Annotated in this window: 16 protein-coding genes; 9 read left to right on the top strand and 7 right to left on the bottom strand. The window is 52.3% G+C overall.

Annotated elements, in window-relative coordinates; translation table 11 throughout:
* Positions 1-48 precede the first annotated feature (48 nt).
* The 8 genes from ACMGDE_RS12640 to ACMGDE_RS12605 all read left to right on the top strand — a co-directional run bounded on the left by ACMGDE_RS12640 (position 49) and on the right by ACMGDE_RS12605 (position 7884).
* Positions 49-1173 carry a sensor protein KdpD gene (locus tag ACMGDE_RS12640; protein ID WP_436833166.1) on the top strand — a complete coding sequence of 375 codons (1125 nt, stop codon included), beginning with the start codon at positions 49-51 and terminating at the stop codon, positions 1171-1173.
* Entirely contained in the window at positions 1170-2897 is a 1728-nt protein-coding gene (locus ACMGDE_RS12635) for a HAMP domain-containing sensor histidine kinase (RefSeq protein WP_436833165.1), read from the top strand. Before ACMGDE_RS12640 ends, ACMGDE_RS12635 begins: the two co-directional genes overlap by 4 nt.
* Before the next feature lie 25 nt (positions 2898-2922).
* Positions 2923-3573, top strand: a complete 651-nt coding sequence (locus ACMGDE_RS12630) for an ABC transporter ATP-binding protein (protein ID WP_436833164.1) — start codon at positions 2923-2925, stop codon at positions 3571-3573.
* Positions 3570-4022: a hypothetical protein gene (locus ACMGDE_RS12625; protein ID WP_436833163.1), complete on the top strand. Its 453-nt coding sequence runs from the start codon at positions 3570-3572 to the stop codon at positions 4020-4022. Before ACMGDE_RS12630 ends, ACMGDE_RS12625 begins: the two co-directional genes overlap by 4 nt.
* Positions 4023-4086: 64 nt before the next feature.
* Positions 4087-4719 carry an HAD family hydrolase gene (locus ACMGDE_RS12620; RefSeq protein ID WP_436833162.1) on the top strand — a complete coding sequence of 211 codons (633 nt, stop codon included), beginning with the start codon at positions 4087-4089 and terminating at the stop codon, positions 4717-4719.
* Between the two features lie 29 nt (positions 4720-4748).
* On the top strand, positions 4749-6173 hold the full coding sequence (locus tag ACMGDE_RS12615) for a S41 family peptidase (RefSeq protein WP_436833161.1): 1425 nt from the start codon (positions 4749-4751) through the stop codon (positions 6171-6173).
* Between the two features lie 308 nt (positions 6174-6481).
* Positions 6482-6709: a hypothetical protein gene (locus ACMGDE_RS12610; RefSeq protein ID WP_436833160.1), complete on the top strand. Its 228-nt coding sequence runs from the start codon at positions 6482-6484 to the stop codon at positions 6707-6709.
* A 164-nt stretch (positions 6710-6873) separates the two neighbouring features.
* Complete coding sequence (locus tag ACMGDE_RS12605) at positions 6874-7884, top strand: LacI family DNA-binding transcriptional regulator (protein WP_436833159.1); 1011 nt, start codon at positions 6874-6876, stop codon at positions 7882-7884.
* Between the two features lie 2 nt (positions 7885-7886).
* Here the strand turns inward: ACMGDE_RS12605 and ACMGDE_RS12600 are convergent, their stop codons facing one another.
* Positions 7887-8966: a ParM/StbA family protein gene (locus ACMGDE_RS12600; protein WP_436833158.1), complete on the bottom strand. Its 1080-nt coding sequence runs from the start codon at positions 8964-8966 to the stop codon at positions 7887-7889.
* Between the two features lie 105 nt (positions 8967-9071).
* Positions 9072-10460: a dihydrolipoyl dehydrogenase gene (lpdA, locus tag ACMGDE_RS12595; RefSeq protein ID WP_436833157.1), complete on the bottom strand. Its 1389-nt coding sequence runs from the start codon at positions 10458-10460 to the stop codon at positions 9072-9074.
* 209 nt (positions 10461-10669) lie between these two features.
* Here lpdA (ACMGDE_RS12595) and ACMGDE_RS12590 point away from each other — a divergent pair, with 209 nt between their 5' ends.
* Entirely contained in the window at positions 10670-10975 is a 306-nt protein-coding gene (locus ACMGDE_RS12590; protein WP_436833156.1) for a DUF3817 domain-containing protein, read from the top strand.
* On the opposite strand, the gene ACMGDE_RS12585 is transcribed toward ACMGDE_RS12590, so the two are convergent.
* The 5 genes from ACMGDE_RS12585 to ACMGDE_RS12565 all read right to left on the bottom strand — a co-directional run bounded on the left by ACMGDE_RS12585 (position 10972) and on the right by ACMGDE_RS12565 (position 16104).
* Positions 10972-11361, bottom strand: a complete 390-nt coding sequence (locus ACMGDE_RS12585) for an acyl-CoA thioesterase (protein WP_436833155.1) — start codon at positions 11359-11361, stop codon at positions 10972-10974. The two genes, ACMGDE_RS12590 and ACMGDE_RS12585, sit on opposite strands and share 4 nt — an antisense overlap.
* A 50-nt stretch (positions 11362-11411) precedes the next feature.
* Positions 11412-12818, bottom strand: coding sequence for a dihydrolipoyl dehydrogenase (gene lpdA, locus ACMGDE_RS12580; protein ID WP_436833154.1), 1407 nt, complete (start codon positions 12816-12818; stop codon positions 11412-11414).
* Between the two features lie 122 nt (positions 12819-12940).
* The gene (locus ACMGDE_RS12575; RefSeq protein WP_436833153.1) at positions 12941-13483 is read right to left on the bottom strand and encodes a plastocyanin/azurin family copper-binding protein; all 543 of its coding nucleotides are present in this window, start codon (positions 13481-13483) and stop codon (positions 12941-12943) included.
* A 102-nt stretch (positions 13484-13585) separates the two neighbouring features.
* A complete protein-coding gene (locus tag ACMGDE_RS12570) occupies positions 13586-15181 on the bottom strand; it encodes a hybrid sensor histidine kinase/response regulator (RefSeq protein ID WP_436833152.1) in 1596 nt (531 codons plus the stop codon).
* On the bottom strand, positions 15169-16104 hold the full coding sequence (locus ACMGDE_RS12565; protein WP_436833151.1) for a sensor histidine kinase: 936 nt from the start codon (positions 16102-16104) through the stop codon (positions 15169-15171). Before ACMGDE_RS12565 ends, ACMGDE_RS12570 begins: the two co-directional genes overlap by 13 nt.

Here is a 16104-nt window from a genome sequence, read left to right as displayed (position 1 = left end):
GGATAATCCATGGATGGGGTAGGCAATAAACCTTAGGATCATCATATGATGCCAGAAGACAGAAAAACGGCGGAACATTTTCTCAACCTGATCAAGCGATCGAGGTTGGGTAAATTTAAGGTTTACATCGGTATGAGCGCCGGGGTAGGCAAGACGTACCGCATGCTCCAAGAGGCGCATACCTTGCTGCGGAACGGCATCGACGTGAAAATCGGTTACATCGAAACGCACGATCGCGTGGAGACCGCCGTGCTGTTGGAGGGGTTGCCCCTCATCCCCCGGCGGGAGATTTTCTACAAAGGGAAGCAGCTGACCGAGCTGGATGTACAGGCCGTGATCAGCCTGCGGCCCGAGGTGGTCATCGTGGATGAACTGGCGCATACCAACATCGAGGGTAGCAAAAACGAAAAACGCTGGCATGATGTGCTGGAGATACTGGAAGCAGGCATCAACGTGATCAGTGCCGTCAACATCCAGCACATCGAAAGCCTCAATGAGGAGGTTCGGGCCATCACCGGCATCGAGGTCAGGGAGCGTATACCGGATAAGGTCGTCGCCATGGCAGATGAAATCGTCAATATCGACCTGACCGCGGAAGACCTGATCACCCGCCTGAAAGAGGGAAAGATCTACCGGGCGGACAAGATCCAAGCGGCTCTGGATAATTTTTTCAAGAGTGATCACATCCTGCAGCTCCGAGAGCTGGCGCTGAAGGAGGTGGCGGGCCACGTGGTGCGTAAAGTAGATACTGAGGTGCATAAAAGCGTTGCCCTGAAGCACGAACGGTTCATGGCCTGTATCGGCAGCGATGCCGCAAAGGCCAAGAATGTGATCCGGAAAACGGCAAGGCTCGCAGGTTACTACAGCGGGGAGTGGTTTGTGCTGTATGTACAGACGCCAAGGGAAAGGCTGGACAAGATCGCCCTGGATAAACAGCGCCAGCTGATCAATAACTTTAAATTGGCTACCGAATTTGGAGGTAAAGTCATTCAGCTGCAGCACAGCAGTATACCTACGGGCATCATGGAAGAGGCCGTTAAAATGAACATCACCACGGTCTGTATTGGCAAACCAAAGTTGAAGTTGTTCCGGGTGATACTTTCAACGGGCGTATTCAATACATTGCTCAAAAAACTCACATCTGCCGATATTGATTTAATCATCCTGTCATGAAGACGAAAGCGAAACTGACATTCGGTGTCGGGCTACTGTTTGCCCTCATTATTCTCCTGGCGGGGGTCAGTACGTATTATGTGAATAGCCTTAAGAAAGACACCAATAATATTCTTACGGCCAATTATAATACCTTGGAGTACGCCAGAAATATGCTGCTTGCACTGGATGAGTTGGATGCGGATCCGCGTGCCTTGTCCCGTTTTGAAACGAACCTCCAGCAACAGATGCGCAACGAAACGGAGATCGGTGAGCAAGAGATTACCCAAAAGCTGGTGGCCGACTTCAATTCCTTGAAAAGTGACCCCAAGGACAGTATCATCCGGGTGAGCCTACGTGGCGACATTGCGGAATTGATGCGGCTGAATATGGAAGCCATTGTGCGAAAAAGTGAAGTGGCCAGGGAGACAGCGGAGTCCGCCACCATTTGGATATCGGTGACGGGCACATTCTGTTTCCTTATTGCTTTTATCCTGCTTGTCAACCTGCCGGGTAACATTGCCGATCCAATTAAGGAACTGACGGAAAGCATCAAACAGATCGCTGCCCAGAATTATACACAACGGGTACACTTCGAAAGCCACAATGAATTCGGGGAATTGGCCAAATCATTCAACACAATGGCACAGAAACTGGAGGAGTACGCCAACAGCAGGCTCGCGAAACTATTGATGGAAAAGAAACGCATCGACACGCTGATCAATAACATGCATGATCCGGTGATCGGTATCGACGAAGACAAAAAAATTATATTCGTCAATGATGAAGCGCTCAAAATAAGCGGAATGAAGCGCGCCGATTTATTGGGTTGGCAGATTCAGGACATCGCCGTACATAACGACCTGATCCGAATGCTCATCAAAGATCTCGTTGGTTCAACGGGAGAAATCGATAGGACGAATGGACCCATCAAAATATTTGCAGATGCCAAACAAAGCTATTTCGAGAAAGAAGTTATCGACATCAATATCACACCCACCGGAGAATTGACCACCCAACACATCGGTTCGGTCATTTTATTGCGGAATATCACGCCATTCAAGGAGCTCGATTCGGCGAAAACCAATTTCATCGCCACCGTTTCTCATGAGCTGAAGACCCCTATTTCTTCCATTAAGATGAGTCTCGATCTGTTAGACCACCAAGCCACGGGAGGGCTGAATGACGAACAGCGGCAGCTGCTCGACAGCATCAAGGAAGATAGTGAACGGCTGCTGAAGATCACCAGCGAACTGCTCAACATGTCGCAGCTGGAAAGTGGTAATATACAACTGAATAAACAGCTAAGCGATCCGATCCGGATACTGGAATATGCCCTTGGTGCAACCAAGACCCAGGCGAGCCAACGTCAGATTGAGCTCGTCACCAGGGTCGATACGGACTTACCATGGATCACGATCGATGCGGAGAAAACCGCATGGGTACTGACCAATTTCATCACGAACGCCATACGGTACTCTCCGGATAATGGAACGGTCATTATCGCGTTGGAAAAAGCCGGCAAGTCCTTGAAATTTTCTGTGCAGGATGTCGGAAAAGGAATAGCGCCTCGGTATAAGGAGCGCATCTTTGATCGGTATTTCCAGATTCCGGGAAGCAATAAATCGGGCACGGGCCTTGGTCTGGCCATTAGCAAGGATTTTATCACCACACAGGGCGGTACCATTGGCTTGGAAAGCGAGCCGGGGCTGGGTAGTACGTTTTTCTTCCATCTTCCGTATTGATTCGAAATTCCCTACCTTAGCGACCATGTTACACGCATCGGGTATATTCAAATCGTATGGCGCATTGCCAATCCTGAAAGGGGTGGACCTGCATGTGGCCAAAGGCGAGATCGTCAGCCTCGTGGGGGCATCCGGTGCCGGTAAAAGCACGCTGCTGCATATCGTGGGTACGCTGGACCGGCCCGACCAGGGCACGGTGGTCATCAATGGCACGGACATCGGCACACTCAATGCCACGCGGCTAAGTGCTTTCCGCAATGAACATATCGGATTTGTGTTTCAATTCCACCACCTGCTGCCCGAGTTTACGGCACTGGAGAATGTATGCATCCCCGCCTTTATCAAACGGGTGAACAGGGCTGCGGCGGAACGCAGGGCCGCTGAACTGCTGGCGCTGCTGGGCGTGGATCACCGCCAGGATCACAAGCCGGGCCAGCTGTCGGGCGGTGAGCAACAGCGGGTGGCCGTAGCGCGCGCTTTGATAAACGATCCGGCTATTGTGCTGGCGGATGAACCATCGGGCAACCTGGATTCGGAAAACGCTGCCGCCCTGCACCAGCTATTCGTGGAACTGCGCAATCAGCTGAATCAAACGTTTGTGGTGGTGACGCACAATGAGGAGTTGGCCAACATCGCCGACCGCATCGTGCACATCAAAGATGGACTGATCGAATGACGGCGCCGGAAACACTTGGCAAGGTGCTGATCACTTATGGTACACGGCCGCTTGCACAGCGGGTGGCCAGGTTGCTCCCTGCCGGGCAACCGGTGGTATTTGGCTCGGCGGATGACGTGCCCGAGGTGCTGCTGCGCACGGAGACCTACCTATCGATCCCGCGGAGTGCTGCGTCCGCCTTTGTACACGAAATGCTCAAAATTTGCCTGGATAGGGGGGTGACGTTGCTGGTTCCCCTCGGCGCGGACGAATGCTACCCCTTGGCCGAAGCCAAGCCGCTCTTTGCCGAATATGGCATCGCGGTGGCGACGCCTGACCTGATCGAGCTGGAATCGCTCGTCATCATCGAAAACCCGCCACGGCAACTTCCGCTGGCGCTGTTCCCAAACGGTATTTTTACACCATCAGACGCGGGTGATGAATGGGCATTGTGCTGCATAGCCGATTAACTTAGTGAACGATCTCAATGATTCCGCTAAACGAACACGATAGCATTAAACCATCGCCGCTTTTATGATTCAAAACAATATGCTGACATACGCGGATATCGATGCAGACAAAAAAGCGGTGATATTTGGGCTGGATGGGGTGCTTTTCCCCAAAAGGGATTATTTGCTGCAAGTGTATTATCTGTTTGCCAACTTACTTGAATATACCGAGACGGTGCCTCCGGCGGGCGACTTGACCGCTTTTTTCAAGATGGCTTACGAACACCATGGTGAAGCGGGACTCTTCGAGCGGGCGGCCGATGCATTTGGCATTGACCGGAAGTACAGCGAGCAGTTTGAGCGCCTGCACTTGACAGCACAGTTGCCACTGAAGCTGTTGCTGTACAAACCCATGCTGGAATTGATGCAGACCCTGCACCGGGAGGAGAAGCTGCTGCTGATCTTGACCGATGGAAACCCGACGATGCAGCTGAACAAGTTGCGACAGGTGGAATGGAATGGGCTGGACAAGGTGATGAAGGTGTATTTCCGAGAGGAACTGCTAAAGAAGCAGCTGGAGCCGCTGGATTTTTTGTTGGCGGACAATCGGCTAACGGCGCAGGATGTACTGTATATCCATGCCAAGGGTGCCACGGCCCCGGGGATTGATTGCATCGACGCAACGTTGTTCTGGGACGCACCATCGGCCTCAACCTAAACGTTATAGATCATTAGAACATGAACAGGATGACCTTAAGATTTTTTGCTGTACTGCTGGTCGGCAGTGTGTTGGTGGGCTGCGGTCGCGACACCGTGATGCCTCAGCTCGATCGGCCCGAGCGCGCCGACACGAATGAGGACTTGTTGAAAGACTCGGTCTACCTGTATACGTATGGGTTTTACCTGTGGCAGGAGGACCTGCCCGATTGGTTTGCTGATGTGCGCGGCAATACCAGTCGCTATAATTCGGCAGATGCCGTATTGGAGGCCTTGAAGGGTTATGCGCGCGATGAACAGGGGAATCCTTTTGACCGGTTCAGTTTTCTGGACCGCTGGGGTACCGTAAACACCGAAATACAACAGGGATTGGCGGGCAGCTTTGGGTTTGATGTGCGCTATAACAACGACACAGAACTGTACGTGAAGAAGGTAGATCCCGGCTCGCCGGCGTATATCAGTGGGATCAGGAGGGGATGGCGGATTCTGCAAATCAATGGCAACGCTGATCTGGCACTGGCCTCCATGGAGCAGGATAATTTCGCGTTTCTCTACGACGCGCTGGATGGCACCAGCATAAACTTGGTTTTGCGGAAGCCGGATGGCGGGGAAGTATCGCTAAGTGTCAATAGGGGAAGCTATCAGCTGCAGCCGATCCTGGCACGGGAAATATACACAGTGGGTAGTAAAAAAGTGGGGTATTTCGCGTTTGATATGTTTGTATCGACCATTGATGAACGTGGCAACTCAACCTATATGAAGGGGCAGTTGGATCAGTTGGCGGCACAGTTTGAGGCTGCGGGCGTAGAGGAATTGATCGTAGACTTGCGCTATAACGGGGGTGGCGCGGTGGTTACGGCAGAGTATCTGTCCAATTTGCTGGCGCCGCCGTCAGCAGACGGCCGCCTGATGTATACGAACAAGATCAACCGGACACTGGCCGAATCAGACGATTGGTCTGACTTGTTTCCACCGCTCAATTTTAATAAGACCAACACACTGGATCTGGACCGGATTTATTTTTTGGTGACAGGGGGGACGGCCTCGGCCAGCGAACTGCTGATCAACAACCTGAAGCCGTATATGGACATAAAGCTGATTGGCGAACAGGCTACGTATGGCAAGCCTGTGGGCTATTTTGCGTGGAATATCCTGGGGGTAGATCTGTATGCGGTTTCATTCCAGACGTTCAACGCGGCCGGGGAGGGCGACTACTTCTCGGGCATGGAGGTGGATAAGGTGATGTTTGATGACCTCACGCGCGACTTCGGCGATACCGGGGAAGATATGCTTGCGGAGGCGCTTTACCATATGCAACATGGCAGTTTTTCGCCAGACGATACAAGCCTGCAAGCCCGAGTGGGCCGCACAGGCCACGTCGATACCCACATCAACCGGGCATTGGATAAACGTGGGGTTAGGGGCATGTTTGTTTTTGACCGGAATATGAGGTGAAAGGTGATTCAGGCGGTTGCTCCTCAGCTGGGATCCGGTTCGCTTCGCTTCCGTCTCCTAGGCTTCGTCTGCAAACCGCCTGAATCACTGAAGGAGTTAGGAAGGGATGGATGCGGCGGTTGCTCCTCAGCTGGGATCCGGTTCGCTTCGCTCCGTCTCCTAGGCTTCGTCTGCAAACCGCCTGAATCAGGTTAGGAAGGGATGGATGCGGCGGTTGCTCCTCAGCTGGGATCCGGTTCGCTTCGCTTCCGCCTCCGAGGCTTCGTCTGCAACTGCCTGAATTACGGGCCGGGTTGGAGGAGGATGGGTTGCCAAGGTGGCATTTTACGCTAAACGGAGGTTCTCTGCAGGCATTCAAGGGCGGGCTACCCGCCTTACGGGGTTTCATCGGAGCAGGACCGGCCTTGGGGGATACGGCAACAGCGAGCAGCAAAGCATGTGCAGTATCGCCCGTATTCGCGGTAAATCAGCGGATTGCCGAAGCGAAGCGGCTGCAAGACGCGCCGTGGATGCTTTGCAAATCGGCTGCAACGTAGCCTCCACAGCCTTGATTTTGGTTACTTTCATCAAGGAAAGTAACGAGCCCTTGCGGCGAATGAGCAAGCCTGTCCGGCGAGGGCAAAAGTACCATAAAAAATTCAGTTAATTTATTATATTGCGCTTGCTTAGCAGCGACACCGACATATAATACGTACTCCCGATGAAGGAAGGAAAACCGACGACGATAAAGGAGATTGCAAAACGGCTGAAGATCTCACCTTCGACCGTTTCAAGGGCATTGAACAACCATCCCAGTATCGGATTGGTGACCACGATGCGTGTCAAGAAAGTTGCAGAGGAGCTGAACTATGAACCTAACCAGACCGCCATTTTTTTTAAGCAACGCAAGACTTTTACCATAGGGGTGGTGCTGCCCAGCCTGTCGGAGCCTTTTTTTTCGGCGGCCATCAGCGAGATCGAAAATGTAGCCAGTGAGAATAATTTTACGGTCATCATGGGGCAGTCGCTGGATGATGCCGACCGCGAACTTCGCATCTTGCAGACCTTGAAGGCCCACCGGGTGGATGGTGTACTGATGTCTATCGGCAAAAACACGCAGGACTATGGGTTTATCGAACTGTTGGAAAGTGCGGGTATACCGGTTGTTTTCTTTGACTGTGTGCCGGATACGGATAACATCAATAAAGTGGTAAGCAGTCTCGAAACCGGCATGCTCGAAGCGATCGATGTTTTCGTTTCCTGCGGGCACAATGCTATTTCGCTCATCAACGGGCCGGAATTGCTGCCCGCCAGCATCGAACGGAAGAAAGCGTATATCAAGGGCCTGCTTGCATGCAATATCCCGTTTAAGGAGGAATATATCGTCAATACCGACCTCACCTCGGAAGGCAACGAAGCGGCCATTTTGCAGTTGTTGGCATTGTCCGATAGACCGTCTGCGGTGGTATCGTTCAATGATTACGTGGCGTTGGACGTGATGAAAACTGCCCGCCAAAGGGGTTTGGTGCTTAATCAGGACCTGTTTTTTATCAGCTATGCCAATTACCCGCTCTGGAAATATATGGAAAACCCGCCCATGGCTTCCATCGAGCAATTTCCCGGCGATCAAGGTAGGAAAGCGGCAGAATTGCTGTTTGAACTGATCAATGCCACCACCCGCCCGGACCCAGTCGAGGTGGTCTTTAAATCACGACTGGTTAATCAGGGATAATGTTACTCTTCTAAAAAGGCCGATTCCGGAACCACTTCTTTTTGTTTTGCCGGTTTTTCGGTATCGTGTGTGGAAACGGCGGTATAGGCATTGCCAATGTCCAGTCCCACCGCACGCTCTGCGTGGTTGGGACCACACCACAGCGCTGAGCGCAGGTAGTAACCTAAGGCGGCGAAGTTATCTGCGCCCTCGGGTACGATGACGTCCAGAATGCCGTCGAACTCTTGTTTGAAATGGCTGACCAATTCGGGATATAATGCACCGCCGCCGACCAGGTACAGGCGGTTTGCTTTTTCGAAATCCGTATCGGAGAATGCCTTCCGCATGGCTGGCGAGAGTATTTCGTTGTAATAGCTGGCTAGGTGGTTGCTCCGCGCACTCAACAGGTTCATGCGCTTGCGGCCGATGACGATGTCGCCCCGCTGGAAACTCTGGTTGACCACGTGCTCGTTTTTCATGGATAGGTAATAGCTTGCGCTGAGCTCATCGTTCAGGGTGTTGACGGCATGGCGGAGTCCCGGTACGCTCATACAGGTCCGCGCGACAAGGCCTTCCGTGGTACTCAGTGCGGTTTCGCACGTGCCGTATCCCAGACTGACGACAAAGAAACTGCCATCATCGGCAGTAGGGCCTTTGCGGATGGCATTGATGCACCCCATGATTTCGGACATCACCTCCAAGTGCGAAATGGTAAGCTGCACACGGCTGCGACCACCGCCATTGAGCGTATCGCTGTTGTACTCGATGATCACATCGCGCACGGCAAAAAACTGCTCGGCCTGCTGTTTGAATAGCTCATATACCGCAGAAGGGAAGCCCGTGGTAATGACCAATTCCCCGGACTTGGCACCGGATGCCAACAGCAACCCCGCCTTGGCCAATAATTGGTAATCCAGATCGGCGGGTGAACTGTTGATGTTGCGGTAGGGGGCGTGCCCTTGGGTCAACGCCAAATCGCCCACCAAGAATCCGGCGTTGCCTTCGAACAATTGGATGCGCTTTGCCAGCGCAGACGTAAGCTGTGTCAAGGGTTTGTCGTGCCGCTCGATAACACTGGGGATGGTTAAGAATTTCGTCTTCATAGGATCGTGCTATAAAGCAAATATACGCATTGTTTCGATTTGGAAAAACAATCCGTTGATTTTTTGGGTGTTACATTTTTGTTAAGTTAACGAACAGCCAATCCCTTACAGGTGGATCACCTCGCCGTATGCATCGGCAGCGGCTTCCATGATGGCTTCGCTCATCGTTGGATGCGGGTGCACGGACTTGATGATTTCATGGCCGGTGGTTTCCAGCTTGCGGGCGACAACCACTTCGGCGATCATCTCCGTAACATTGGCTCCGATCATGTGTGCACCAAGAAATTCACCGTACTTGGCATCGAAGATTACTTTGACAAAACCGTCTTTTGCACCGGCGGCACTGGCCTTGCCGGATGCCGAAAAGGGAAATTTGCCCACTTTAACCTCATATCCTGCCTCTTTGGCGGCTTTTTCGGTATATCCTACGGACGCGATTTCGGGAGAACAATAGGTACAGCCCGGAATATTGTTGTAATCGATGGCTGAGACCTCCAGCCCCTTGATTTTTTCTACGCAGGTGACGCCTTCGGCTGAGGCCACGTGTGCCAGGGCCTGGCCTTTTACAATGTCACCGATGGCGTAGACGCCCTCGATGTTGGTTTTGTAGAAATCATCGACGATCACGCGGCCCTTATCGGTTTTGACGCCGACGTCTTCCAGACCGATGTTTTCAATGTTTGGGGTAATGCCCACAGCGGATAACACGATTTCAGCTTCCAGGGTTTCGGTGCCCTTGGCCGTTTTGATCTGTACCTTGCTTCGTTTGCCGGAAGCATCCACGGACTGTACTTCGGCGCCGGTGAGGATGTTGATACCAGCTTTTTTGAGGCTACGCTCCAATTGTTTGGACACTTCTTCGTCTTCCACGGGGACAATGCGGTCGAGGTATTCCACGATAGTGACCTTCGTGCCGATGGCATTGTAGAAATAGGCAAATTCAACGCCGATGGCGCCGGATCCAACGACCACCAAGGATTCGGGTTGCTTATCCAGGTTCATCGCCTGGCGGTAGCCGATGATGCGCTTGCCGTCTTGTTTAAGGTTTGGTAACTCGCGCGAACGGGCGCCCGTAGCTAAAATCGTATGCTTGGCACTGTATTCTTTGGTAGCGCCGTCGGTACCTTTGACTTCTACTTTCCCGCCCTTCTTGATCTTGGCGGTGCCCATGATGACATCAATCTTGTTCTTTTTCATCAGGAACTGGATGCCTTTGCTCATCCCATCGGCCACCCCGCGGCTGCGCTTGATAACGGCACCGAAATCAACCTCGCCTCCGCTTACCTTTATGCCGTAATCTTCAGCATGGTTGAGGTATTCAAATACTTGGGCACTTTTGAGCAACGCCTTGGTGGGAATGCACCCCCAGTTGAGGCAGATGCCGCCCAAGGATTCCCGCTCTACAATAGCGGTCTTAAAACCGAGCTGGGAAGCCCTGATGGCTGCTACATAGCCACCCGGCCCGCTCCCGATTACAATGATGTCGTAGTTCATATAGCTATACTGTTTCTTGCGATTGATTCTCTTTGTCGTTGCCATGTCGGCACACGATGGCTACAAACTTACGTATTTTTTTCATTTGTGTGACTATGTTAAGCGGCAATGAATCTGGCATGATCACGTCACATTTTGGTCAAACCCTGATCGGGCATGGATATCGGCGCCGGATAAATGCCTAACTTGGCCGACCAAATAGGTGAATCATGACGAATAAACAAACATTGAACTGGTTTTGCAACATCGCCCTGATCGAGGGGCTGTCGTTGATCGTATTGCTTACGTTCTCCGTGTTGAAGCGTACAACGGATTATACGTGGGCTGTGTCGGGAGTGCAAAACGTGGGGATGGTGCATGGCCTGCTCTTTATCGCCTACGTCTATTTGCTGTGGGCGTGTACCGCTAAATATGGCTGGACATGGCGCCGCGTCGTGCTCTTTCTCGTTGCTTCGATCATTCCTTTTGCGCCGTTTTTTGTTGAGAAAAAATTAAAGCAAGAGCGGCGGGCCTAAGGCTTATCGCCCGCGTATGCATAGGTGATCTCCGTTTTTCCATGCGGTCTGGGGTTGCCCTCCTCATCGAGGTTTACAAAGACCAGCTTATCGATCGTCAGGATGCTTTTACGCGTGATCTTGTTCCGCACCTGACAGGTGAGCGTGATGGAGGTACGGCCGAAATGGGTAGCGGTGATTCCCAGCTCAATGATATCGCCTTGTTTGGCTGAACTGACAAAATTGATTTCGGAAATGAACTTGGTGACCACATGCGGATTGCCCAGCTGCACGATCGCATAAATGACCGCCTCTTCGTCGATCCAGCGGAGCAATGTACCTCCGAATAATGTCCCATTGGGGTTGAGGTCTTCAGGTTTGACCCATTTGCGTGTGTGGAAATTCATGGAAATGTATCGTATTCGTGCCGCTGCGCAAACGCAGCGGCACGATATGCTTACATGTGTATGGCCCGGTTGCCCGTCGCGGCAAGGGCAGCTTCTCTAAAGGCTTCCGTAAACGTGGGGTGTGCGTGGCAAATGCGGGCAATGTCTTCCGCAGATGCACGGTACTCCATGGCGACAGCAGCCTCGGCAATCATGTCGGCGGCACGCGGACCGATCATGTGTACGCCCAGCACTTCATCGGTGCCGGCATCGGCCAGGACTTTCACAAAACCATCGGTATCGCCGCTGGCCTTGGCACGGCCACTGGCCTTGAACGGAAATGAGCCCGATTTGTACTGGCGGCCTTCAGCCTTCAATTGCTCTTCGGTCTTGCCCACGCTCGCTACCTCCGGCCAGGTGTACACGACGCCCGGAATCAGGTTATAATCGATGTGGGGCTGCTGCCCGGCAATCCGCTCGGCAACCAAGACGCCCTCGTCTTCGGCCTTGTGGGCCAGCATGGCACCTTTGATGACGTCGCCGATGGCGTATACGCCGGCTACCGGCGTTTCAAGGTGCTCGTTTACCGGCACCTTTTTACCCCGCTCTTCAAGGGTAATGCCGATGTTTTCCAAGCCAAGGCCTTCGGTATAGGCGGTGCGGCCCACGGCAACGATGCAATAGTCGCCTTCCCATTGTACGGCTTCCCCTTTGGCGTTTTCGGCCGTGACAGTCACTTTCTTCCCTTTGGCTGTGGCGCCGGTCACCTTATGCCCCAGATAAAATTCCATCCCTACAGATTTCTTCAGCACGCGTTGCAGTTCTTTGCCCAGTGCTCCGTCCATCGTGGGGATGATGGATTTTTCATATTCAACGACCGATACCTTGGCGCCCAAGCGGGCATAGACAGAACCCAACTCTAACCCGATGACCCCGCCGCCGATGATGATGAGGTGCTTCGGTACTTCCGTGAGTGCCAGCGCTTCGGTGGAGGTGATGATCCGCTTCTTATCAACCGGGAGGAAGGGGAGTGCGGTAGGTTTCGAGCCGGTAGCGATAATGACATGCTTGCCGGTGATCTGCTCGGTCTTGCCACCCTCTTTGGTGATCTTGATGGTGTTCTTATCCACAAAAGTGCCTATGCCGATGAAGCTGTCGATCTTGTTTTTCTTAAACAGAAACTCGATGCCAGCAACATTCTGGGCGATGACATCGGCCTTGCGGGCCATCAGCTGCTTGACATCCACCTGGAGGCCGCTCAGTTTAATGCCGTGCTCCGCGAAGTGGTGGGCGGCGTTGTGGTAATGCTCGGAAGAGTCCAGCAGTGCTTTCGAAGGGATACACCCCACATTGAGGCAGGTGCCCCCAAACGTGTTATATTTTTCAATAACGGCTGTTTTTAAGCCTAATTGTGCGCATCGGATGGCGGCTACATAGCCCCCCGGTCCGCTACCAATAACGATGACGTCGTATTGCATGCGAGTAAGTTAGTCAATTTGATGGTTCAAAGGTACACATATTTGCGCGTGAGCGAAAAGACGGGCAAGAAAAAAGACAGCCTGCTGACTGTCTTTCGTATATCCTGGCACTTCCGTAAACCTTATTCTGCTACGATCTTGCCCTGCATGATACCATAATGGCCGGGAAAGCTGCAAAGGAAAAGATATACGCCTTTATCAGCCAATGTAAACTCGATGGTATCGGATTCACCCGGACCCAAAAGCTTAGTGTGCGCAATGATGGACGATGCAAATGTTGCGGGGATGTATTCCGTGTCGGCCGCTTTGATCGCTTCGCCACCGAAGGCGGGCAGATCCGTGCCGGGCTGTACAACCACGACATTGTGTCCCATGGATTCCTTGGGCATCTCACCGGCGTTTGTCAACGTGAGTTTGACCGGTTGTCCGGCGGTGACCCTGAAGAGGGTTTTGTCAAATTTCATTAAATCATTTCCCACTAACGCGATCTCGTTGCTTACGGCTACGGTATCTAAGCCGGGGATATTCGCATCAGGACTTGGTGTGGTGGCGGTCGTCTCCGTGGTGTCCGCGGAACTGGCCGATTCGTCTTTTGTTTGGTTGCCGCCACAGGCCGAGATGAATACCGCACCTGCTACTACTGGAATCAAAAATAACTGCTTCATGCTTCTATACGTTGTTTTCGCTCCAAAGGTAGTTGAATTTAGAAAGGAACAAAAGTGCATTTATCACTGAATTGTAATTTTAATGTTACGCTATGTGCCATTCTAGGCTTGGATCAGGGTGCTGATGAGTTGGTAGAGTGACACGGGATCGAAAGGCTTGCCCACCACCGCATCGGCACCCGCGGCATAGGCCGCTTGCTGCTCACGCTGTAGCACCGATGCGGAAATGGAGATGATCGGGAGTTGCCTGATGTGTGCCCGGGCATCGCTCCGGATGACCCGGATCGCATCGAATCCGCTCATCACTGGCATGTGGGCGTCCATCAGTACAAGGCTATATTGATTGGTTTCGATTTTCTCCAAGGCTTCCTTGCCATTCTTGACAACATCGACCGTGATGCCCCACGTGGTGAGCATGTGTTTCACCATGAAGCTATTCAATTCATTGTCTTCGGCAAGCAGAATGTGTACATGCTCAAGCGGCGGCAAATCGGTGTATTGCTTTTTGTCAGATTTCGGCGTGGCTTCTGAGTCTTCTTCATCAAACCAACACTGGAATACAAATTCGCTGCCCTCGCCGAGTTCGCTGTTGGCGTGGATCTGGCCCTGGTAGAGACTGACTAAGCGCTTGACGATGGCCAACCCTAATCCCGTACCGCCAAAGCGTTTCGTAATGCCTTCCTCGCCCTGCTCGAACGATTGAAAGATTTTGTCAATGGCATTCCGGCTGATGCCAATGCCGGTGTCTTTTATCGAAAACTGGATGTGTACACGCTGTTTTACCCGCTTGAGCAACGTAGTTTTGAGCGTAACGCTTCCTTTTTCGGTAAACTTGATGCCGTTTGAAATCAGGTTGCTGAGGATCTGTGTCAGCCGCAACGAATCGGCGAGGATATGTTTGGGGAGGTGATCGTCGGTGACGACGGTAAAGGCAATGCCCTTTTGTTCGGCCTTGTACGCAAAAAGGTTTGTCAGCTCCTTGATGATGTTGGGAAAAGATGTCTTGGTATAGTCCAGCCGCATCTTACCCGAATCAATTTTGGAAAGATCCAGAATATCATTGACGATCAGCAGCAGCTGCTGGGAGGCGTTTTCGAGGTAATCCAACCATTCGGATTGTTCGTTATTGAGCGGTGAATTGCGGAGCATCGTGGTGATGCCCATGATCCCATTGATGGGTGTCCGGATTTCATGGCTCATGTTGGCCAGGAAATTTTCCTTGGACCGTCGAGCAAGGTCTGCTTCCTTTTTGGCCTTGATCAATTCGATGTGCGACCGCTCGAGCTCTTCATTTTTACGCTTCAGTTCCCGCTGGATATAAACCTGCTGCATGAACGATTTGACCTTCGCCACCGTAACGTCTGGGTTGAGTGGCTTATACAGGTAATCGATCGCACCGCTGTGCAGTCCCTTGAGAAGAAATCGGTCCTCCTTGGAGATGGCCGTGACCATGATCACCAGGATCTGCCAGGTCTTGGGATTGCTCTGCAAGAGGGAGACGAACTCGAACCCGTTGATTTCGGGCATTTGTACATCGACGAGGGCGATGGCAACGTCTTGGTTCCAGCAATACCGTAGGGCCTCGTTGGGCGAGGTACTCCCCCATATTTCTAAGTTGTCGATATCCGCCAGCAATGCCTTGAGGCTGAATACATTTTCTTCTTTATCATCAACGACGACTAATTTTAGTTTTTCCATGGATGATTATTTGTCAGATTGCGGTTTTCTTTCGATTCGGTTGTCGGATCTGCGGCGATGCCGCTGGTATAGTGATAGGGGAGGAATAAACTGAATATGCTGCCGGCGCCTTCTTGGCTGACCACGCAGATCTCGCCACCCAAAGCGGTAGCTAATTCGCGACAGATGGATAAGCCAAGGCCCGTGCCACCAAATATTCGACCGGTGGATTTATCGGCCTGTCTGAAGCGCTCGAAGATGAGCTCTTGCTTATCTTCTGCAATGCCGATACCCGTGTCTATCACAGACAAGGCAATGACGCCGTCGGGTGCTGTATCGCTGAGGATGCCCGTTTTCCAGGCGGGGGACCGCTCCGCTGGGGTAAACAGCAGCTCCACGCGGCCCTGCTCTTGGGTAAACTTGAATGCGTTGGACAACAGGTTTTTTAATACCTGTTGCAGGCGCTGCTCATCGGTAGTGATGGCCAACGGCAACCCTTCGTGGATGGAAATGCGGAAATCGATGGCCTTATTGGCAGCCACACTGCTGAATAGGTCCAATAGGTCCCGGGCAATGGATGAAAGGCTGACTTGCTCGATGATGAGCTCGATGCTTCCGGATTCGATTTTAGCGAGGTCGAGGATGTTGTTGATCAGGTCGAGCAGCTCGTTACCCGCGCGGTGGATGACCGACGCAAATTTGACCTGTTCGGGCGTTAAGTTGCCCGATTTATTGTCTTCCAGCAATCTGGCTAGGATAAGGATGCTGTTGAGCGGTGTGCGGAGCTCATGGCTCATATCGGCCAGGAACGTTGATTGGTAATCGCTCGACGGCGCCGGTTCGGCTGCTTTTGGGGTGCGCTCAGTTTTTTTGTGGCGCTCAAATGGCTTGGCGATATACACCAGCAGACGGCTAATATAGGTCTTAAACTGGAGTTTTTTCAT

Origin of the sequence: Parapedobacter brassicae, assembly GCF_051400755.1 — a bacterium.
In the GTDB taxonomy this organism is placed as follows: domain Bacteria; phylum Bacteroidota; class Bacteroidia; order Sphingobacteriales; family Sphingobacteriaceae; genus Parapedobacter.
This window is presented reverse-complemented; position numbering and strand designations above follow the sequence as displayed.

Coding starts and splice junctions, on each gene's coding strand:
- ACMGDE_RS12575 (WP_436833153.1), bottom strand. CDS start 13,483: ATGAAGCAGTTATTTTTGATTCCAGTAGTAGCAGGTGCGGTATTCATC.
- ACMGDE_RS12640 (WP_436833166.1), top strand. CDS start 49: ATGCCAGAAGACAGAAAAACGGCGGAACATTTTCTCAACCTGATCAAG.
- lpdA (WP_436833154.1), bottom strand. CDS start 12,818: ATGCAATACGACGTCATCGTTATTGGTAGCGGACCGGGGGGCTATGTA.
- ACMGDE_RS12605 (WP_436833159.1), top strand. CDS start 6,874: ATGAAGGAAGGAAAACCGACGACGATAAAGGAGATTGCAAAACGGCTG.
- ACMGDE_RS12585 (WP_436833155.1), bottom strand. CDS start 11,361: ATGAATTTCCACACACGCAAATGGGTCAAACCTGAAGACCTCAACCCC.
- ACMGDE_RS12635 (WP_436833165.1), top strand. CDS start 1,170: ATGAAGACGAAAGCGAAACTGACATTCGGTGTCGGGCTACTGTTTGCC.
- ACMGDE_RS12570 (WP_436833152.1), bottom strand. CDS start 15,181: ATGGAAAAACTAAAATTAGTCGTCGTTGATGATAAAGAAGAAAATGTA.
- ACMGDE_RS12590 (WP_436833156.1), top strand. CDS start 10,670: ATGACGAATAAACAAACATTGAACTGGTTTTGCAACATCGCCCTGATC.
- lpdA (WP_436833157.1), bottom strand. CDS start 10,460: ATGAACTACGACATCATTGTAATCGGGAGCGGGCCGGGTGGCTATGTA.
- ACMGDE_RS12620 (WP_436833162.1), top strand. CDS start 4,087: ATGATTCAAAACAATATGCTGACATACGCGGATATCGATGCAGACAAA.
- ACMGDE_RS12615 (WP_436833161.1), top strand. CDS start 4,749: ATGACCTTAAGATTTTTTGCTGTACTGCTGGTCGGCAGTGTGTTGGTG.
- ACMGDE_RS12600 (WP_436833158.1), bottom strand. CDS start 8,966: ATGAAGACGAAATTCTTAACCATCCCCAGTGTTATCGAGCGGCACGAC.
- ACMGDE_RS12565 (WP_436833151.1), bottom strand. CDS start 16,104: ATGAAAAAACTCCAGTTTAAGACCTATATTAGCCGTCTGCTGGTGTAT.
- ACMGDE_RS12630 (WP_436833164.1), top strand. CDS start 2,923: ATGTTACACGCATCGGGTATATTCAAATCGTATGGCGCATTGCCAATC.
- ACMGDE_RS12625 (WP_436833163.1), top strand. CDS start 3,570: ATGACGGCGCCGGAAACACTTGGCAAGGTGCTGATCACTTATGGTACA.